The organism is Bacillus sp. XT-2, from assembly GCF_025696525.1.
Taxonomy (GTDB): Bacteria; Bacillota; Bacilli; order Bacillales; family Bacillaceae; genus Bacillus; species Bacillus halotolerans.
Genome location: NZ_JAHVOC010000002.1, coordinates 671,838 through 691,802, shown reverse-complemented (window position 1 = coordinate 691,802; position 19,965 = coordinate 671,838). Strand labels below are relative to the sequence as shown.

Sequence of the window (19,965 nt, the reverse complement as noted above, 5' to 3'; positions counted from 1 at the left end):
AGCCCGGCATAAGTTGCCGGGCTTTTTCAGATCAGCGGTCAGATACGAGAATATAAGCCGCTTTAACCGGACCGTGAACACCGACCACCAAATCCATTTCGATGTCGGCGGAGTTGCTCGGTCCTGTAATGTAGTTAATGCATGAGGGAACCGTGATACCGTCAGCCATATTTTGCCGGATGATATCACTGGCTTGTGTCATTCTCGGCACTATGCTTGATTTCGGCACAATGGCAATATAGGTTGTCGGCAGAAGACTGACAGAGCGGCCGATGTCTTTTGAAGAATAAAGGACAACCGTACCCGACTCGGCCAGTGTGATTTCACTGAATGTAATCCCCACATTGGCTTGCTCCGCTTTTTTGATATTTTCTTCACCTTGGTCAGCATCCCATTCCCAGACTTGCGTTCCTTCACCAGGCCAGTCTTTGGTGAGCAGGCTATTTAAACCGTAAGCCTCAAACCGGGGGTCCTTCGGAATGATGACAGGCCCTCCGGAAAACCGGCTGACTTGTTCGCGCAAGGCATCGTACAAACCGGTTGAATCCGTCTCAATCAGCTCAGTATGGATTTTGACACAATGGTTTTTGAGCACCGTGACTAAGTCATCGGCCGAATACCCTTCAAATGTTTTATATTGCGGCTGATGCGCCCACTCAGGGACGGCCACGCCACCCGTTCTTCTGTCTCGGCCAAGGCGTGACGCGATCCGGTTTAAAAAGCTCTCTTGATTCTGAATGGTTCCCTTCGTCATCACTGCTCCTCCTTCGTGCGTTCACTTGTTTCTCTGTCTGAAAACCAGTCTCTGAATCTTGATTTATGCGGTGCCGGGAAGTCGCGGATTTGCGTCCAGCCTTTAAGCGGGCCGGGCCCTTTTGAAATTTTGTCATCCTCTGTAAAAGGCGTCATGGCGGCCGGCGCCCATTTTGAGCCCATTTTATAAAGCGACAAAGAGGAAGACCCAAGACCGAACGCTTTCATCGCAAGCTTTTCACTGATCGGCGCTCTGCCTTCTTTTTCGACGATGTTCTGACGATGCTTGAGAAGCAGCTCATGAAGCGGGATTTTGACCGGGCACGCTTCTGAACAAGCCGCGCACAGTGTAGACGCGTACGGCAGCTCCTTATAATCGTCATAACCGCCGAGCAGCGGCGATAAAACGGCCCCGATCGGCCCCGAGTAAATCGAGCCGTATGAGTGTCCGCCGACATGGCGGTACACAGGGCAGACATTGATACAGGCAGCACAGCGGATACATTGCAGCACAGACTGAAATTCGGTGCCGAGAATGTTGGACCGGCCATTGTCAACAATGACAAGATGGAATTCCTCCGGGCCGTCGATTTCGTCTTCCAGTTTGGGGCCGGTTAAGGCCGTGATATAACTCGTCAGCCGCTGTCCGACAGCACTTCTTGTCAGCATGCCGACAAGCACTTCAAATTCGGAAAATGACGGGACAATGCGCTCCATTCCCATAACAGTAATTTGTGTTTTCGGCAATGTCGTGACAAGCCGCCCGTTTCCTTCATTGGTTACAAGGCTGACTGAACCCGTGTCGGCAATGGCAAAGTTGCAGCCGGTAATGCCGATATCGGCTTCCAGAAATTTTTTCCGAAGGATGCCGCGCGCATGCATGACGAGCTCTTCCGGTTTTTCTGTCTGTTTATAATCCAGTCTTTCCTTAAACACATCGCGAATCTGCTCTTTATTTTTATGAAGAGCCGGCGCCACAATATGTGACGGCGGGTCATGATCATCAATCTGCAAAATATATTCGCCGAGGTCAGTTTCGACGACTTCGCAGCCTTCCTTCTCCAGCACTTCATTCAGATTGATTTCTTCTGTCACCATAGATTTAGACTTTACGATTTTTTTGCCGTTTTTCTTTTGAATCACGCTGCGGATATAAGAGGATGCTTCTTCAGCTGTCTCAGCAAAATAAACGTGTCCTCCTCTGCTTGATACATTGGATGCAAGCTGCTCCAAATAAAAATCAAGATTTTCAAGGACATGCTGTCTGATCTCCTCAGATAACGAACGCCATTCTTCCCAGTTTCCCAGCTCTTCGGCTGCTTCCAGCCGTCTCGTCCGCAGACGCTCCTGCGCACCCGAGACAGCGCCTCTCATAAATTCATTATCGATCCCCTGTGATACCCGCTCTTTAAAAGCGTCAGTACCGATTTTCATCGCCATGATCCTTTTCCCCCTCTGTATCCAGTGTTATCTGCTGTTGAGCACTTCGGCGATGTGCATCACTTTGACATTCTTGTCTTTTCGGCCGAGCCGTCCCCCGATATTCATCAAACAGCCGCAGTCAGCGCCGATGAGCACCTCTGCTCCCGTTTCCTCCACACATGCGACTTTCTCATCAACCATCTGTTCAGAAATCTGCGCCATTTTAACAGAGAACGTTCCTCCGAATCCGCAGCAGTTGTGTTTTCCCGGAAGTGACGTGAATTCAAGCCCCTTCACATGGCTCAGCAGTTTCATCGGCTCCTCAGATACGCCGAGCAGCCTCGTCATATGGCATGACGTATGTAAGGTCGCTTTTTTATGAAGGGTCGCGCCGACATCCTCTACCCCAAGGACGTTGACGATAAAATCTGTTAATTCATACGTTTTATCCGCCAGCTTCTGCGCTTTATCCGCCCATTTCGGATCATTTTTAAACAGGTGCGGATACTCCCTGAACATTGTGGTGCAGGAACCGGATGGACTGACGACATAATCTGACTCCTGAAACGTTTCAATCATTCGTTTCATTGCTTTTTTGGCGTCATTGACGTAACCGCTGTTGTAAGCCGGCTGGCCGCAGCAGATCTGCCCCTCCGGAAAATCAACCTCACATCCGAGCCGCTCAAGCAGCTCTACCGTTGCTTTTCCTACGTTTGTTTGAAACATATCAACAAGACAAGTGACAAAAAGTGAGACTTTCATGATGAACCCCTCTCTCATCCCCAATATATGATCCGGTCATCTGATGACCTGAAGTTAAAGCTTTTACCAATATCGTACACTATTTGGACACAAAATTGAAAGCATTTTCTAATGATTTCAGCAATAAAAAAACGCTTGCACATAGGACAGAGCGTTCAAAAGGGCTGATATTGCTTTTTAATGTTCCTGCGTATTTCTTATATGTTTTCGCAAAGAGATAAAGGAACGAAAGAGCACTGAGAAGGACGATCCAACCCGCGCCTCCCCTCATTAGCGCAAAAGCCGTTTCAAACAAAAAGCACCGATGAACGCTGATCCTGACATATCCCATAACCCCGGTGTATAGTACAAGCTTTTGCGGACAAATAGACCAACCAAAAATAACCATGTAAATAAAAAGGAACCTGGTTATGTATGATTAACCAGGTTCCTCATTAAATCCATCCTTTCTCCTCAGCAATACTAGCCGCTTCTGTCCGATTTTTCGCATTCAGTTTTTGGATGATTTCTGAAATATAGTTTCGGACTGTGCCTTGAGATAAATAGAGTTCAAGTGTGATGTCTTTTGTTGTCTTGCCTAAAGCAGCCAGCCGCAGTATTTCTTGTTCTCTTACAGTCAGCGGATTTTCATCACGAATCATGTTGAAGGTTAATTCCGGGCTGAACATCCGTTTTCCCTTTACACACTTTCGTATGGCATCTGCCAGATCGTCAATTTCCCCATCCTTCAAAAGATATCCGTGTACGCCGGCTTTGACGGCGCGTTCAAAATATCCTGGGCGGGCAAAGGTTGTCAGAATAATGACCTTGCTTTTACAGCCTTTTTTCATTAGCTCCTCTGCAACCTCCAGCCCGCTGTGAACCGGCATTTCAATGTCCATGATGCAGACATCCGGCTCCAGCCTGAGAATGGCTTTCAGCGCCTCTTCTCCATTTAACGCTTGTCCGATGACCTTCATATCCTCTTCCAGGTCAAGCAAGGATCCCAGAGCGCCTAAAAGCATTCGCTGATCCTCAGCAATAAACAGACGAATCATCTATTTCGTCCTCCTATCATTCTGCTTTTCTAATGAGCGGAATCGTCAGTGTCAACACCGTTCCGTTATGGTCTGAAAGAGTCATCTCTCCGTCAATAAACATCAGCCGCTCTTCCATTCCCCGCAATCCATTCCCAAACATCTTCTCCTTCACCGCTCCTGTTCCGTCATCCCTTATGAGAACGGTCATTTTGTCGGCATATTGAGAAATGGTGACTGCACAATGGGTCGCTTTGCTGTGCTTGATGATATTTGTCACTGCCTCCCGCATACACATACTGACAATATTTTGAGTGACGGGAGATATGTCTGTAAAATCTTCGGCCCCTTCGTATTGAAAGGTAATATTACCCGCTCTTAAAATGTGCCGAATGTTGGCTAGCTCCTCCGTCATGGTGACCGTTCTCATATCCGCTACAAGCTCACGAACTTGTTTGAGTGCCGCACGCGAGCTTGTTTCCATTTCTTTCGCTTCAAGCTTGGTCCGTTCTGCATCTGCTGCCGCCAGCCGCTGAATCAGCTGGCTTTTTAACGTGAGGAGCGAGAGGGTATGGCCGAGTGTATCATGAAGATCGCGGGCTATCCGAACACGTTCCTCTCTTTTGGTGAGTTCCTTTATATGTTCGTTGGCTTGGTCAAGCTTTTTTTCAAGCTCTATTCTTCGAAACATGGAACGAATTCCGAAGGGAGAAATCAGCATAATGACCAGAAACGGAAGAACAGAAAACAGCTCCCTGATCGAAGCAGAATCCGCCAGAAAATGATACAGGCAAGGAAATATCAGCATGAAGACAAGCCCAAAGAAAGCACGGTTGAACTTCGTTTTCTCACGGTAATAGCCTACAAAGTTTGCCGGGAAAAAGCCTAAATAAATATAGCTGATATGATAAAACAAACTATAAATAAAAATAATGGCCATTTGCGCGCATAACCAATACGTAAATGAAGGTCTGTCCGCACTGACGAACAATTGACGATATGTCACAACAAATAGGAGCAGCATGCCATATCCCAGCACTTGTTTGCTGCCTGATTCTCTCAATAAAGAAAGAAACGGCATAATGGTATACACCAAAAAGATATAAGGGAAAAAACCGAAATGCTTTGGAAATATGGAATTTATGAGTTTCATGTATTACACCGCTTCTTGTTTTCTTCTTATATACTTAAATAGTAGCATGAAGATCACTAAATAAGCGATTAACATCAGAATATTTTTCCAGGTTGGAAGCTCGCCTTGAACAAGAGCCCACGCTCCGCTCCCAAAATGATAAGACGGGAGCCATTGACCTATGTTTTTCAATATGTCCGGCATGACCTCGATCGGCATCCACATGCCCCCGCTTATCGCCAGCAGCATGTAAAGCACATTACTGACCCCGGCTGCCGTTTCTACTTTTCTCATGAGACCGATTAATGTCCCTAACGCTAAAAACGGAAATGCCCCAATTAAAATCCAAAGCCCGCTCATGACCCATTCAAACGGTGACAAGTCAATGCCGTTTATGATGGCGCCGGCAAGAAAGATGACAGTAATAGATAAAAGATGAATGACACTTTGCCCGATCATCTGAGCCGCCAAATAAATATGATCCGGCAGAGGCGTGATGCGGATAAAAACTGACCAGCCTTGTGCCCGTTCTTGTACCAAACGGATTCCAAGCGTCATCATAGACGAACCCATTACGCTGAAGGTGGTCATTGACATTAAATAATGGGCATTCCAGGCATCCTTGTCAGGAACATTGGTATTCACTACGTTTGTAAAGAGATAGTAAAAGGCAATCGGCATAACAAGCGACCAAAACACAAAGTATTTATTCCTGAGCACCCTTTTCATTTCAGCTATGCACTGTTTCCGCAGCATGTTCATCTCACATCGCCTCCCTGTTCCCGTCAGCAAGCTGTCGAAATGCCTCATCGAGCGTTCCTTGTTCGATTCGAATATCATGTGCATTGATGTTTTCTTGAAAGATGAGCCCTAACACTTTATCAGTATTTGACGTTTGAATGCTGACTCGCTGATGCTTTTGAGTCACTCGTTCTACTTCCGGATGCCGATAGAGCTTTTCCAATGATTCATCCGATGAAACCTTAAAGGAAACAGACTGCTTCTGAATCCTTGCTCTGATTTGCTTCGGCGTTTCGTCTGCGGCAAGCCGTCCTTCAGCAAAAAACAAAATGCGCTGCGCGGCATCATCTGCTTCCTGTAAATAATGAGTTGAAAAAATAATGGTCTTTCCTTGATCCGCCAAGCTGTTCACTGTCTTCCAAAACTGGTGTCTTGATGTCGTGTCCATTCCGACAGTCGGTTCATCAAATACAAGTAACTCCGGATTGCCGGCAAGTGCCAAAGCAAAGCTCAGACGGCGTTTTTGTCCGCCGGATAATTTCTCTGCCGGTGTTTTCAAATCTTCTTTTGTGAGTGCTGTCAGCGAGACAAGCTCTTTCATGGATAATGGATGGGGATAATAACTGCGGATAAGCTCGAGGGTTTCGCAGACCTTTAATCCCGGCATGACACTTACTTCCTGCAGCATGGTACCGATTTTTTCACGCACCTGTTTTTCATCAGGCTGACGGTTAAATAATTTGATTTCACCCTCACTTGGCTTCAGCAATCCCAGCATCATAGAGATCGCTGTTGTCTTCCCTGCGCCATTCGGGCCAAGGATGGCCACGATCTCTCCTTTTCCTATGCTGAAATGAATGTTCTTCACTGCTGTTTTTTGCTGAAAATGTTTTGTGACATTTCTTACTGACACAACCTCATTCATTTTATGAGCACCTCCTGATTGCTTACATTGATTGTAAAATACCGGATCAGATGATTTTAGTAAGGGGTGTCATGATTTGAGATGACAAATGTCATTTGTGTCATTCAGATGATATTACCGCTTTATATTATATCCGGCACCTAGGCAATCCTTCCGCTACATCTTCCAATCAATCCAGCTCTCCATGCCGCATGTCCTCTTTCTGCAAGACGCCTATTTACTTTCATAGAAAGCCCGCAATTCACGCCTTGAAGTGGTATGATATACATATTAATCTTCATGTCGTTTTAGCTGAAAGGAGCCGACTATGGATCAAGCTATTTTGACTAGGAATCATGTGAAGGTGAGGGGGAACGGCACAACACCAATTGTATTTGCACCTGGATTCGGGTGTGATCAAAGCGTGTGGGATGCCGTAGTTCCTGCCTTTGAAGACGAATACCAGCTGATTCTATTTGATTATGTAGGTGCGGGAAATTCTGATTTGCACGCATATGATATGGTTCGTTACCGCACACTTGACGGCTATGCCCAGGATGTTCTGGATGTTTGTGAAGCGTTAGATCTGTCAAAAGCCGTTTTTGTGGGGCATTCTGTGGGGGCTGTGATTGGCATGCTTGCATCATTACGACGTCCCGAGCTTTTTTCACAACTGATTATGGTGGGGCCTTCTCCTTGCTATTTAAATGATCCGCCTGAGTATTACGGGGGTTTTGAGGAAGAGCAGCTCCTTGGGTTAATAGATATGATGGAGAAAAACTACATAGGCTGGGCAACCGTTTTTGCGGCGACCGTAGTGAATCAGCCGGATCGGCCAGAAATTAAGGAAGAGCTGGAAAGCCGTTTTTGTTCTACTGATCCTATCATCGCACGGCAATTCGCGAAGGCGGCGTTTTTTTCAGATCATCGAAAAGATCTTCCAAAGGTGACCGTGCCTTCGCTTATCCTGCAATGTTCGAATGATGTCATTGCACCGTCATTAGTAGGTGAGTATATGCAAAAGCATCTCCCTTACAGCACACTCATACAGATGAAAGCCAACGGGCACTGCCCGCATATGAGCCATCCCGAAGAGACAATACAGCTGATCAGCGATTATTTGAACGCATACGTGATTTAGGAACGAAAGGGATAGAGGTGACCCTCTGAATGGATCAACAATTGAATTATGCACCATGCGGTTTCCTTACTTTATCTGAAGAGGGTACAATTTTAGCTGTCAATCACACCTTGCTTAAGATTCTTGATTACGAATCGGAACAGGTGATCGGCCAGCATGTCAATGCTCTTTTAACCGTTCCTGCAAAGCTTTTTTATCAGCTTTATTTTGTTCCGCTTTTGCAGCTTGAACAACACATTGAAGAAATGTACATCTCCCTGGAAACAAACAATGGGGAAGAAGTCCCCGTCCTTGTAAACGCAGTTCGGAGAGCGGATCAGGAAGCCGCTGTAACAGAATGCGTTGTCATTCCGATGCGGAAGCGAAACGAATATGAAAATGAGCTGCTGATTGCCAGAAACGCGGCTGAGGAAGCACTGCTCGCCAAACAGAAAGCAAATGCGGAGCTGGAAATTGCTTTGCAGACGCTGAAGGTGAAACAAGAAGAGCTTCTTGCGATCAATAAGCAAAATCAGCAATTCAGATCGAATACAAAAAGAGAGCTTGAACTCGCCAGAAAGATTCAAGAAAATTCATTGACCGAGCCGATCTTGAATGATCAAATTCAGATTGATTCGTATTATAAAGCATCCAGTGACTTATCAGGCGACTTATATGGATTTTATCAAATCGATGAGCACCGCTACGGCTTGATCCTCCTTGATGTAATGGGACACGGCATTTCTTCTGCATTAGTTACGATGTCCCTCCATCCTTTATTCCAGCGATTAATGACACAAGGGATCAGTCCCGACAAAGTCATGAAGGAACTAGACTACCATCTTCACAGTTTGTTTCAAAACGACGAGGAAGCAAGGCATTACTGTACCGCTATTTGCCTCATCATTGATACAGACCGGCAAAGAATTGATTATGTCAACGCGGGCCATCCGCCCGCGTTATGGCAGGATGCCGAGGGAACCCAATCAACGCTGGACGCAACCGCACCGCCGATTGGGATGTTTGAAGAAGCGGTGTTTCAGTCAAGCACCCTTCACTATACACGCGGCGGAAGGCTGCTTCTTTATACAGACGGTGTGATGGACCCGACGGCATCATGTTATTTACACCGTTTAATAAAGGATCATCCTGATTTGCCTATAGCTGAGCTGAAAAACAAAATCCTCTCATCTCTTCAAGCTGAGCCCAAGAACGATGATGAGTGTTTTATTTTAGTAGATGTAAAATAAAAGAATCCATGAGAGATAACAATGCGTTGTTACACCTCATGGATTTTCATTATTTTTTCGGGATATGACCTGTTTCCGCGTATTTGAATACCTGTAAGGACGGCAGCGGATGTCCGTTGAAATCAAACAAAGCTTGATTATCCACTGCACTTCCTCCATACCACTTACCTGCGTCTTCAGGATCGTATTCGGCTGCATAGCTGGAGGCCCATCCGGAACCATATGTTTCCCATATCGTTTTATTTTTCTCCAATTGCGTCTTCGGGCCGACCGGAATCCACGCAGGCTCCCAATAAAAAACGCCCAATCCGGCTGTTCCTGTCTTTGCCACTGCGTCCATCACATCTCTTACGGCATTTGCCTGGCCTTGCACTGAAATCGGGTATGGCAGCGTCTGACCGCTTTTAGGCGCTGTGTTTTCATGTCCGTCTCCGTCTTCAGCCGTATAGGTGTATGACGTTTCCGCCACCATGACTTTTTTGCCGTACGTATCCGCAACAGCTTTCAGCACGGAGGACAAATTGTGTAACGTACCGTGCCAGAATGGATAATATGAGCTGGCAAATACATCATAATCGACTTTGTTTTTGTTGAGGGTTTCAGCAATATATGAATATCGTCCTGACGTTTCTGGGTTGGTGAAATGCAGCGCGACCAATATGTCACGATTTGTTTCCCTGACTGCCCGGCTTCCTTCATTGAATAATTGACTCATCTTCTTCCAATCCGTTTCACCGGCAAATGCTCCTGTTGTTTCGTTTCCGACCTGTACCATACCGATATCAATGCCTTCCTTGACCATGGCTTGCAGACTTTGTTTTGTAAATTCATAGAGCTTCGCTTTCTTAGCTTCGAAGCTTAAGTTCGCCCAAGCCTTTGGCACCTTCTGTTTTGCAGGATCTGCCCAGAAATCGGAGTAATGAAAGTCTGCCAGCAGCTTCATCTCGTTCGCGGTTGCTCTTTTTCCGATTTGGATGGCTTTTTGAACATCATTATTGCCTCCCCCATAACCATTGCCATAAGCGTTATACGGATCATTCCAAATGCGGACGCGGACATAGTTGACGCCTGCTTGCTTTAAGGTTGTAAAGATGTCCTGACGTTTCCCGCTTGCATTGTAAAAGGTTACACCGCTGTTTTCTAAAGCAATAATGCTCGACACGTCAACTCCCTTGATAAAGTCCTTGTTCATGCCCGCTACCTTTTTAACAAAAAGGGCATTTGCCTGAAGCTCTGACACATATTTCTCCCCCTCTGCGGCGGCATATCCCGTCGAACTTCCGATCCCGCTCCAGACGATGACAGCGGCTAACAGCACGATGATTCTGCTTTTCATATTTCCACCCTCTCACGTAAGCGATTTCAAAAAAGACCCCGCCCATATAGAGCTGAGGCACACCTCAATGTGAGTTCACGACAATTCTCACTTCATATTTTTCCAAGATCAGGTCTCCTGAAAGCATTTCACCAGTAACGATATCCTTCACACGCTTATCAAACGAAACCAGCTGCTGTTGTTCCGTAAAATTCATGATGAAGATATAGTCATTGTGCTGATCCTGTCTCGCCTGTACGGAGACGCCTTTACCATGCTTAACCGGAAAAACCGGAGACAAAGACAGTTCTTTTATCAAACTTTGATAAAAATCCTGGTGAAATTGATCCTCTAAACGCGCGCCGATAAAATACGCTTTTCCTTGTTCATATTGATGGCTTGTAACCGCAGGGGTATGCGCATAAAAGTCATCCTGATACACACCCTCTGCCGTTGCGGCTTTCAATTCGATCACCGTTGCATAATCTTTCATTTCATACGTTTGATTGCGGTAGCTGACGGCATTTCGGTCTTTCGGATACAGCGTATCTGTTTCGAGCGGCTCAATTCCAAATATCGTTTGCAAGTCTGGGTGCCAGCCGCCTGTGTACGTTAAGTCATGCTCGTTGACGATTCCGCTGATATAGGTCATCACCAAGGTTCCGCCGTTAGCCGTAAACTTCTTTAATCGCGAAATGGTTTCTTCACTGATTACATACAGCATGGGGACGATCAGCAGCTTATACGCTGAAAAATCGTGTTCTTTTGTAATGACGTCGACCGGGATATCCTGTTCCCAGAATGTGCGGTAATGCTGCTGCAGTGTTTGCGGATAACGCTTTGTCGCTTTTGCAAATCCCTGAGCGTCCTCAAGCGCCCAATTATTTTCCCAATCATACAAAATAGCAGCTTCAGACGGTCTCTTCGTTCCAACGACTTCAGACAGCTGTTCCAATGTCTCCCCGACTTTTGCCACTTCTTGAAAGACGCGGTTCTTTGTGCTGTTGTCATGATCCACAATCGCCCCATGCAGTTTTTCCGATGATCCTCGTGATTTTCGAAATTGGAAATAGAGGACGCTGTCTGACCCGTGGGCAATCATTTGCATAGATGAAAGCAGGTTCATGCCCGGGCGTTTTGCTTTGTTTACGTTATGCCAATTGACAGCGCTAGGCGTACACTCCATTAATAGAAAGGGCTGCTGCTTCAGGCTTCTGTACAGATCATTGATAAAGCCGACCTTCATCGCCAAATCTGCTGTGCTTTCCCAATCATTGTGCCACACAGGATAAGCGTCCCAGCTGATAACATCCACATGCTTTGCAAATTTGCTGTAGTCGAGACCCTGATAAGGAATTAAATCTGGTGTATCACCCATAAAATTCGTTGTTATCGGAATGTCCGGCGTCAGCTCTTTCAGCGGTACGATTTCATTTTCATAAAAGGAAATGGTTTGATCCGTGACAAACCGGCGCCAGTCTAAGTTCAGGCCGTGCAAGCCATTTTCTCCAATCGGGGAAGGGCTTTCAATTTGTGACCAGTCATTAAATGTATGACTCCAAAACGGCGTCCACCACGCCTTATTTAATACCTTGAGACTATTGTCATATTTCGTTTTCAGCCACTCTCTGAAAGCGTGCTGACATTGGTCACAGTGGCATTCTCCTCCATATTCGTTGGAAATATGCCACATGAAAAGCGCCGGATGTCCGCGGTATCTTTCTGCTAATAAACGGTTGATGTGCCGCGTTTTTTCACGATAGACCTTGGACGTCAGGCAGTGGTTATGCCGTCCGCCGTGCAGCTGTTTCACTCTGGAGGCATTGACCCGCAGCACCTCAGGGTAGGTTTGCGACAGCCAGGCAGGACGCGCTCCGCTCGGCGTTGCTAAAATGACACGGCCGCCGATACTGTGGATACGGTCAAAAACATCATCAAGCCATTCAAATTGATATACACCTTCCTCCGGCTCAAGCGCACTCCATGCAAAAATGCCGACAGAAAACGTATTGGTATGGGAAAGCTTCATCAGCTTTATATCGTCGGCTAAAATATCCGGCCGATCCAGCCATTGATCAGGGTTGTAGTCTCCTCCGTGGAGCATAAACTTCGCTTTTGTAACGTGCTTTTTTTCAAGCTTTGACATGATTTTCTCCCCCTTATTCTCTTATCCTTTCGTTCCGCCTGCGGTTAATCCGGACACAAAATTCTTTTGCAGCATGATAAAGATGACGGCAACCGGAATGCTGATGAGCAAGGCACCCGCCGCAAATGTCGTATAGCTTGCTCCCATGACATCATTAACTAAATTGAATAAGCCTACGGGCAATGTATATGATTCAGGCGTTCTCAATATCGTTGATGATAAAACAAAATCTCCGAGCGGGCCGGTAAATCCATTCATCGCAACCACTGCCGCCATCGGTTTTGACAAAGGCAGGATGATCTGCAAAAAGATCCTCGTGCTGCTTGCCCCGTCAATCTTTGCGCTTTCGTCTAAATCAATCGGAATGGAATCCATATATCCTTTCATCAAGTACGTATTCATCGGGATCAGGCCGCCGATATAAAGCAGGATCAGCAGCCAATGGCTGTTGATCATTCCTAACATTTGAGCCAGCACAAACAAGGCGATCAATGCAGAAAACTGAGGAATCATTTGCAGCAATAAAAAGAGCGTTAATGCGTATTTCCTCCCTTTAAACCGAAAGCGGGAAAACGCATAAGCCGTAAACGTCACACAGATCAGTGAGCCAGCCATCGTAAACAGGCTGATTTTTATCGAATTGATATACCACTGCACATATTGAAGGCTTTCTTTGCCCGCAAATAATTCTTTGTAGTGGTCAAATGTCGGATTCTTCGGAATGAGGGATGTACTGATTAAACTGTTGCCGGGATTAAAGCTGGCGCCTGCCGTCCAAAGGAGAGGATACACAATGATGGCCGCCATGCAGGCTAAAAACAAGTAAGAGAAAAGGAGCCGCATAAATTTTCTGACCTTCATATCTGCCAGCATGTCTCAGCCCTCCTCTTTAAAAGACTTCGTCTGTCTGAATTGCCACAATGCAATGGCAATCACAAACACAGACAATAAAATGGTTAAAGCAGCCGCAAGGGAATATTGGCTGGACTGCATCGTCAATTTATAAATCCACGATACGAGGATATCTGTTCCGCCGGCTGTTGATCCCGCAACAGCCGGACCGCCTCCATTGAAAAGATAAATAATATTGAAGTTATTAAAATTAAATGTGAACTGCGTAATGATAATCGGAGCCATCGCAATGAACACCATCGGGAGCGTGATGTATCTCAGCTTTGAGAAGATGGAAGCACCATCAATTGTCGCCGCTTCATAAAGATCTTCAGGAATCGATTGCAAAACACCCGTTGAAACAAGGAAGATATACGGAAAACCAAGCCAGCCTTGCATGAGGATCAGCGCCAGCCTCGACCAATTCGCATCTGTCATCCACGGAAGCGGATCAATGCCAAAGAAAGCCAAGATGTCATGATTCATTGCGCCGAAACTATCGTTAAACAAACCTGCAAAAATTAAAATCGTGACAAATCCGGGAACAGCCCATGGCAAAATCAAAATAGTCCGGAAAAACCGTTTAAACCGGATGTCTTTCTGATTCACAATGATCGCCAGCCATATCCCCAGACTGACTTGCAGAGTGGAAGCACAAAGCGTCCACACCACCGTCCAAGCCAGCACATCAAAAAAGGTCGAGCGCCAAATATCGACAGTAAAAATATCAGTGAAGGTTTGAAAACCAACCCAATCTACTAATTTAGCAGGAGGAGAATGATATAAATCATAGTTTGTAAAAGCTAAGGCAAAGCTGAATAAGATGGGAAAAATCACCGCGAAAACTAAAATAAACAGAGATGGTCCGCTGACGACATATGGATAGCCCTGAGCGACGATATTTTGATATTGTTCCTTGAGAGAGCTCAAGGGCCTCTTTTCATCACGGCGTTTTCCGCTTTGATAAGCGTCTCGCAAATTCACATAATATACCGCAAGTCCAAAGCATGTCACAATGACAGCGATAATGCCTTCCGCCAGCAGAAACACCGAGTTATCCCGCGGCACCTCTGTTCCCAGCGTAAAGATTCCCCAAAGCCCCATATTCAGCAAATCTCCAAATACCGCAAAAAACGATGCGCCCAAAAGGAGAAACAGGAGGCCTTTAATCCATTGTTTGTTGTAGAATTGACCAAGGCCCGGAATGATTGACAATAACAAAGCGACTTTACGATGCTGCACCGTTTTCACCTCTCTTACAATACAAATCTACTTTTCTCTTTATGTTCCGCTATGCTTTGCCTTCATCTGCCCTTTGGCTGTTTCGGCAGCCTGATCTAAGGCTTTTTTCGGGTCCGCTTTTCCTGTTGCAATCGTTTGTAATGCCGAATCAGCCGGGGTCCATATTTCATTCATTTCCGGTATATTCGGCGTCTGCTCTGAGAAGCGGGATTGTTCGGTGACCGCCCGTGCCGCTTCGCTTTTCATGATCGCCTTGTCACTCGCTAATGATTGAACGGCCGGAACTTCTTTCGTTTGTTCATATCGTTTTTTGGAATTCGTTTCATTTGTCAGAAAAACGGCTAACTCTTGCGCCAGCTCTGCATGTTTTGAAAATGCGCTGACATTGTAGCTTTTGACGCCGATAAAGGAGCTCATGTTTTTGCCGTTTTCCAGCTTCGGAAGCTTGGTGATGCCATAATCAATTCCCGCTTTCGAAAAGGCTTCTACATTCCACGGGCCTGAGATAATCGCAGCAGCCTTTCCTTCTGTAAACAGTGATTCGAGTACATTGATTCCCTGCTCTCCGACAATGCCAGCCGGGAATAAGCCGTCTTGATAAAACTTCTGAATCAGCTCAGCACCTTTGACAGCGCCTTCATTATTGATTCCAAGATCAGACGGATCATCGTTTCCATCCTTATCCTTTCCAAAGATATATCCGCCGTACCCGCCCATGACACTTTGCGCGTAATAAATTTGATCAAATAAGGCTAAAAATCCAAATTTGCTGCCATCAGCCGTTTTTTTAGAGTAGTCGTACCACTCTTCCAGCGTTTGCGGCAATTCGTCCTTTGAGATGAGATCTTTGTTATAAAAAAGCACTGTTGTTTCGACGGCTTTAGGTAGGCCATAAAGCTTCTGATCCACCATTTGAGACTGAATGGATGCGTCTGTGTAGAGCGATTGAACATCCTTTTCGACGTTTAATTCTTTGATTAATCCCTCTGTGACAGCCGTTCCGATCTGGTCACCGGGCATTGTTAACACGTCAGGCCCTGTGCCGGCCGGGCCGTCCATACGCAAATCTTCAATCTGCTGGGCATAAGGTTTTTCAACAACTTTGACCTTTACATCATGTTCTTTTTCAAATTCGGCAACAGCGTCTTTAATGCCGATGCTTTTTTCTTTATCCTCCCACACGACAAGCTCTGAGCCCTTTGAACTTGTTTTTTCGCTGCTGCTTTCCTGCGGTCCGCAGGCGGCTAAAGATAAACTGACAGCCGCGCAGAGCATGACACCGGCGTACTTTTTTATCATTTTCATCAATTGTCACCCTTCCGTATTAGATGAAAGCGCTTTAAAAATAATATAGCATGACTAAGAAAATGTGTAAACAAACTATTTACTCTTGTAAGTAAATTTTTTTACCAAACAAAAAATGACTTAGAATACTAAGCCATTTTGAAATACGATTTAATTCATGCTCTTTCTGACGATTAATTCAGCTCCCATATATAACGTTTTAACCGTTTTCCGCTTTTCCAGCACTTGCTCAAGCAATAATTCCACAGCGTTTTTACATAGTTCCTTGATATCAATATGAAAGGTCGTCAGCGGCGGAGAGACGTACTTGGCAAAGCTGATGTTATTGATGCTCACGACGCTCACTCTGTTTGGTATCGCGATTCCTTTTTCATTCAGGGCCTGCAGACAGCCGACCGCAATCGGGTCTGCCGCGATAAAAAAGGCGGTCGGAAGCTGATCACCCAATGCTTCAATCGCTTTAGTCATCAGGCGGTAGCCATTTTCGACGGAGAAGCTGCGGTGGCATAAAATATAGCGCTCGTCCAGCATCCCTTTTTCCTGCATATAGGATCGGAACGTTTTTTCACGAATATCCATTTCATCTTGATTCGTGTTCGGATTTTTGTACGTGCCGCCAATAAATCCGATATTCTTATGCCCTTTTTCAACTAGGATGTTTACCGTTCTCTTCGTCATTTGCGCTAAGTCCGGCCTTACCGAATCAAAATGGTCGGGATCAGGGGAAGAGTCAATAAAAACGCCGTTCTCCGTCAGATTTCTGAGAAACGCTAATTCTTTATCAGAAAAGGTGCCCACGGCAATAAAACCTTCTGTATGAGCTGGAATGCATTCAATACCGTCCGTTATTTTATAGGTCGTCATGTCGACATTGAAGGTTTTCGCCAATTTCTCTACTTCTAATCTCATTGTTTTGAAATAGACATCTTCCAGCTCCTCTTGATCTGTCAGCCAATATAAAAAAGCGATGTGTTTCACCAGCGGCCTTACAGTTTTCTTGCGATAATTAAGTTTCTCCGCGGCTTCATATATCTTTTCACGCGTCTCGTCCGGTACAGAAAGGCTCTCATCGTTATTTAAAACACGGGAAACGGTTGAAATCGAAAATCCCGCGGCTTGTGCGATATCTTTAATTGTCGCCATTATATCTGCCTCCATTTTCAAACATGCCAGTGTTCGTTTTAGTAAAATATTTTACTTTCTTTTTCGTAAATGTCAAGCTGTGTCAGCCGCACAATGTAAATAAGACTGAACCATTACAGCTCAGTCTTGGTTGTGTGTATGCACCGGCAGAATTGCCCGGGAAATGAGTCGGTTATTGCACGTTTTCCTCAAAATATCCCGAAAGGACATCTTCCACATTCGTCAAGTGTGCCAGCATCGCTTCTTCCGCCTGTGCTCCGTCTTGGGCAGCCACGGCATTATAAATCCGTTCATGCTCCTCATAAAGCCGCTGTACCGAGGTCTTCTTGGAAAACAGCCAGATTTTCCGCGTTTCTCTCATCGTTTCCAGCAGCAATGATGATACGTGATTCATCAGATGTTTGAGCAGATCGTTTTGTGAAGCGTCAGCGAGTGCCAAATGAAAGGCGAAGTCTGCTTTTTCACCTAGCTCCCCGTCTGCTTCGATCTCCCCCATTTCCTTTAACGCCGCATGAATGCTTTGGAGATTCTCTTCTGTCCGTTTTTCGGCAGCTAATGAAGCCACGCCGATTTCAAGCAGCTTTCTGACCTCGAGCAGCTGTTTGACATCTTCTTTTTTCATTAAAAGGGCGGCTGACAGAGGCTGAGAAATTTGATCAGGTTCAAACTCCTTCAGATAGGTGCCTTCTCCCTGTTTCATTTCGACAAGCCCCATCGCTTTTAATGCGGAAAGCGCTTCGCGCACCGCTGAACGGCTGACTTGAAAGCTTTCGGAAAGCGCCTGAACGGAGTCAAGTTTATCCCCCGGCTTCAGTTGGCCGGTTTTGATCATATCTAATAATGCATCCGCTACTTCTTCATATATCTTTTTTGTTTTAATCTGTTTATATTTCAATGCAATTCACCCCGCAACTTGTAGGTCTGGCTGTTTACGATCTATTATACTCCCTTTTGGGCGCCGCCAAAAGATTTAGACAATTTCGTCAAAAAGTCTTGTACTTTGATTTTTTTCAAAATATAATGCTAGGTAACTGGTCTTATTATCTAGTCATCAGATGATCATATCATCTTTAGAAACCGCTTACACATAGCCAGTTATGTTTGAAGGAGGGGTTTGGGATGCAATGGACACAGGCATATACGCCTATAGGGGGAAATTTGCTTTTATCTGCGCTTGCCGCACTTGTACCGATTATTTTCTTTTTCTGGGCACTCGCAATTAAACGAATGAAGGGGTATACAGCGGGATTGTCCACCTTGGGAATCGCGCTGCTGATTGCTGTATTGATTTACGGGATGCCGGCGGAAAAAGCGCTGATGTCCGCTACACAAGGAGCCGTATACGGCATTCTGCCAATCGGCTGGATCATTGTGACGTCTGTTTTTTTGTATAAAATCACTGTCAAAACGGGACAGTTTGATATTATTCGCAGCTCTGTTCTCTCCATTACCGATGACCGCCGGCTTCAGGCGCTGCTGATCGCTTTCTCATTCGGGGCTTTTTTAGAAGGAGCGGCGGGCTTCGGGGCGCCGGTCGCGATTTCGGCCGCACTGCTTGTCGGCCTCGGTTTTAACCCTCTTTATGCGGCGGGGATCTGTTTGATTGCCAATACGGCACCAGTAGCCTTTGGGGCGATTGGGATTCCGATTACAGCTGTAGAAGGGCCGACAGGGATTCCGGCGATGGAGATTTCTCAAATGGTCGGGCGGCAGCTGCCGTTTTTATCTGTATTTATTCCTCTTTATTTAATTATCATTATGAGCGGATTCAGGAAAGCCTTTGAGGTATGGCCGGCGATTCTTGTTTCCGGTGTTTCCTTTGCCGCTGTTCAGTATCTCAGTTCCAACTTTCTGGGGCCGGAGCTGCCGGATGTTTTGTCGGCGCTAGTGTCGATGGCTGCGCTAGCTGTGTTTTTGAAATGGTGGAAGCCGAAGAAGACATTCCGGTTTGCGGGGGAGCGGGAATCGGCCGCCGCGATTGAAACGGCAAAACTGCACCCTGATGCACCGGCTTACACCGGCGGGCAGATTTTTAAGGCCTGGTCGCCGTTTCTGCTGCTGACGGTGATGATTTCTGTTTGGGGCATTCCTTCGGTCAAATCCGCGCTGACAGGGCATTATGAAGGCACAGCCATTGTCTTAAAATGGCTGAATGTGATTGGAGAACAGCTGACTTTTGCTCCTGGGGTGCCTTTTTTGAACAAACAGATCGTCAATGCTGACGGCACTCCGATTGAAGCGGTTTATAAGCTTGAGGTGCTCGGTTCGGCAGGCTCCGCGATTTTAATTGCCGCAGTGCTGTCAAAATTCATCACGTCCATTTCGTGGAAAGACTGGGGAGCTGTTTTTAGCGAAACACTGAAGGAATTGAAGTTTCCGATTTTAACGATCGCCTCGGTCGTTGGTTTTGCATATGTCACCAACTCCTCGGGAATGAGCACGACGCTCGGCATGACGCTGGCGCTGACAGGCTCGATGTTTACCTTCTTTTCGCCGGTTCTCGGCTGGCTCGGCGTCTTTATTACCGGCTCGGATACGTCGGCTAACCTGCTGTTTGGAAACCTGCAGAAAGTAACGGCCTTATCGGTCGGAATGGACCCTGTCCTATCGGTCGCGGCCAATTCATCAGGCGGCGTCACCGGCAAAATGATTTCCCCGCAGTCAATCGCGGTCGCGTGTGCGGCAGTCGGACTCGCCGGGAAGGAGTCGGATCTTTTCCGCTTTACGATCAAGCACAGCTTGTTTTTGCTGCTGCTCGTCTGTATCATCACCTTTTTGCAGCACCAGTTTTTCAGCTGGATGATCCCGTAAAAAAATCCTCCC

17 protein-coding genes are annotated in these 19,965 nt (G+C 46.1%); 3 read left to right on the top strand and 14 right to left on the bottom strand.

From position 1 onward, the window contains the following. Nucleotides 1-31: 31 nt before the first annotated feature. From lutC to KXD37_RS09540, 7 genes are all read right to left on the bottom strand, one after another. A complete protein-coding gene (gene lutC / locus KXD37_RS09575; RefSeq protein ID WP_106019579.1) occupies nucleotides 32-754 on the bottom strand; it encodes a lactate utilization protein LutC in 723 nt (240 codons plus the stop codon). Continuing rightward, nucleotides 754-2,193: a lactate utilization iron-sulfur protein LutB gene (lutB, locus tag KXD37_RS09570; protein ID WP_188323316.1), complete on the bottom strand. Its 1,440-nt coding sequence runs from the start codon at nucleotides 2,191-2,193 to the stop codon at nucleotides 754-756. Before lutB ends, lutC begins: the two co-directional genes overlap by 1 nt. Before the next feature lie 27 nt (nucleotides 2,194-2,220). Further along, the gene (lutA, locus tag KXD37_RS09565) at nucleotides 2,221-2,937 is read right to left on the bottom strand and encodes a lactate utilization iron-sulfur protein LutA (protein WP_185848606.1); all 717 of its coding nucleotides are present in this window, start codon (nucleotides 2,935-2,937) and stop codon (nucleotides 2,221-2,223) included. Nucleotides 2,938-3,371: 434 nt separating this feature from the next. Beyond that, a complete protein-coding gene (gene yvfU, locus KXD37_RS09555; RefSeq protein WP_024122907.1) occupies nucleotides 3,372-3,974 on the bottom strand; it encodes a two-component system response regulator YvfU in 603 nt (200 codons plus the stop codon). Between the two features lie 16 nt (nucleotides 3,975-3,990). Continuing rightward, nucleotides 3,991-5,106, bottom strand: a complete 1,116-nt coding sequence (locus tag KXD37_RS09550) for a sensor histidine kinase (RefSeq protein ID WP_198098032.1) — start codon at nucleotides 5,104-5,106, stop codon at nucleotides 3,991-3,993. A gap of 3 nt (nucleotides 5,107-5,109) precedes the next feature. Further along, a complete protein-coding gene (locus tag KXD37_RS09545) occupies nucleotides 5,110-5,847 on the bottom strand; it encodes an ABC transporter permease (RefSeq protein WP_024122909.1) in 738 nt (245 codons plus the stop codon). Nucleotide 5,848: 1 nt separating this feature from the next. After that, the gene (locus KXD37_RS09540) at nucleotides 5,849-6,751 is read right to left on the bottom strand and encodes an ABC transporter ATP-binding protein (RefSeq protein WP_095712985.1); all 903 of its coding nucleotides are present in this window, start codon (nucleotides 6,749-6,751) and stop codon (nucleotides 5,849-5,851) included. A 307-nt stretch (nucleotides 6,752-7,058) separates the two neighbouring features. On the opposite strand from KXD37_RS09540, the gene KXD37_RS09535 reads away from it, so the two are divergent. Then, the gene (locus KXD37_RS09535) at nucleotides 7,059-7,871 is read left to right on the top strand and encodes an alpha/beta fold hydrolase (protein WP_095712984.1); all 813 of its coding nucleotides are present in this window, start codon (nucleotides 7,059-7,061) and stop codon (nucleotides 7,869-7,871) included. 29 nt (nucleotides 7,872-7,900) lie between these two features. Beyond that, a complete protein-coding gene (locus KXD37_RS09530) occupies nucleotides 7,901-9,100 on the top strand; it encodes a PP2C family protein-serine/threonine phosphatase (RefSeq protein WP_106019581.1) in 1,200 nt (399 codons plus the stop codon). A gap of 49 nt (nucleotides 9,101-9,149) precedes the next feature. Here the strand turns inward: KXD37_RS09530 and KXD37_RS09525 are convergent, their stop codons facing one another. The 7 genes from KXD37_RS09525 to lutR all read right to left on the bottom strand — a co-directional run bounded on the left by KXD37_RS09525 (nucleotide 9,150) and on the right by lutR (nucleotide 18,037). Continuing rightward, nucleotides 9,150-10,436 (bottom strand): arabinogalactan endo-1,4-beta-galactosidase, encoded by a 1,287-nt coding sequence (locus tag KXD37_RS09525; protein WP_254517883.1) that lies wholly within the window; start codon nucleotides 10,434-10,436, stop codon nucleotides 9,150-9,152. 64 nt (nucleotides 10,437-10,500) lie between these two features. Then, entirely contained in the window at nucleotides 10,501-12,564 is a 2,064-nt protein-coding gene (locus tag KXD37_RS09520) for a beta-galactosidase (RefSeq protein WP_263463507.1), read from the bottom strand. Nucleotides 12,565-12,582: 18 nt separating this feature from the next. Next, entirely contained in the window at nucleotides 12,583-13,434 is an 852-nt protein-coding gene (gene ganQ, locus KXD37_RS09515; RefSeq protein ID WP_263463496.1) for an arabinogalactan oligomer ABC transporter permease GanQ, read from the bottom strand. A 3-nt stretch (nucleotides 13,435-13,437) separates the two neighbouring features. Next, nucleotides 13,438-14,694, bottom strand: coding sequence for an arabinogalactan oligomer ABC transporter permease GanP (ganP, locus tag KXD37_RS09510; RefSeq protein WP_024122916.1), 1,257 nt, complete (start codon nucleotides 14,692-14,694; stop codon nucleotides 13,438-13,440). A gap of 39 nt (nucleotides 14,695-14,733) precedes the next feature. Next, on the bottom strand, nucleotides 14,734-15,999 hold the full coding sequence (locus KXD37_RS09505) for an extracellular solute-binding protein (RefSeq protein ID WP_106019584.1): 1,266 nt from the start codon (nucleotides 15,997-15,999) through the stop codon (nucleotides 14,734-14,736). Between the two features lie 150 nt (nucleotides 16,000-16,149). Continuing rightward, complete coding sequence (locus KXD37_RS09500; protein WP_106019585.1) at nucleotides 16,150-17,142, bottom strand: LacI family DNA-binding transcriptional regulator; 993 nt, start codon at nucleotides 17,140-17,142, stop codon at nucleotides 16,150-16,152. A 172-nt stretch (nucleotides 17,143-17,314) separates the two neighbouring features. After that, entirely contained in the window at nucleotides 17,315-18,037 is a 723-nt protein-coding gene (gene lutR / locus KXD37_RS09495) for an L-lactate utilization/bacilysin biosynthesis transcriptional regulator LutR (protein ID WP_024122919.1), read from the bottom strand. 224 nt (nucleotides 18,038-18,261) lie between these two features. Here lutR and lutP point away from each other — a divergent pair, with 224 nt between their 5' ends. Then, nucleotides 18,262-19,953, top strand: coding sequence for an L-lactate permease LutP (gene lutP, locus KXD37_RS09490; protein ID WP_254517885.1), 1,692 nt, complete (start codon nucleotides 18,262-18,264; stop codon nucleotides 19,951-19,953). Nucleotides 19,954-19,965 lie beyond the last annotated feature (12 nt).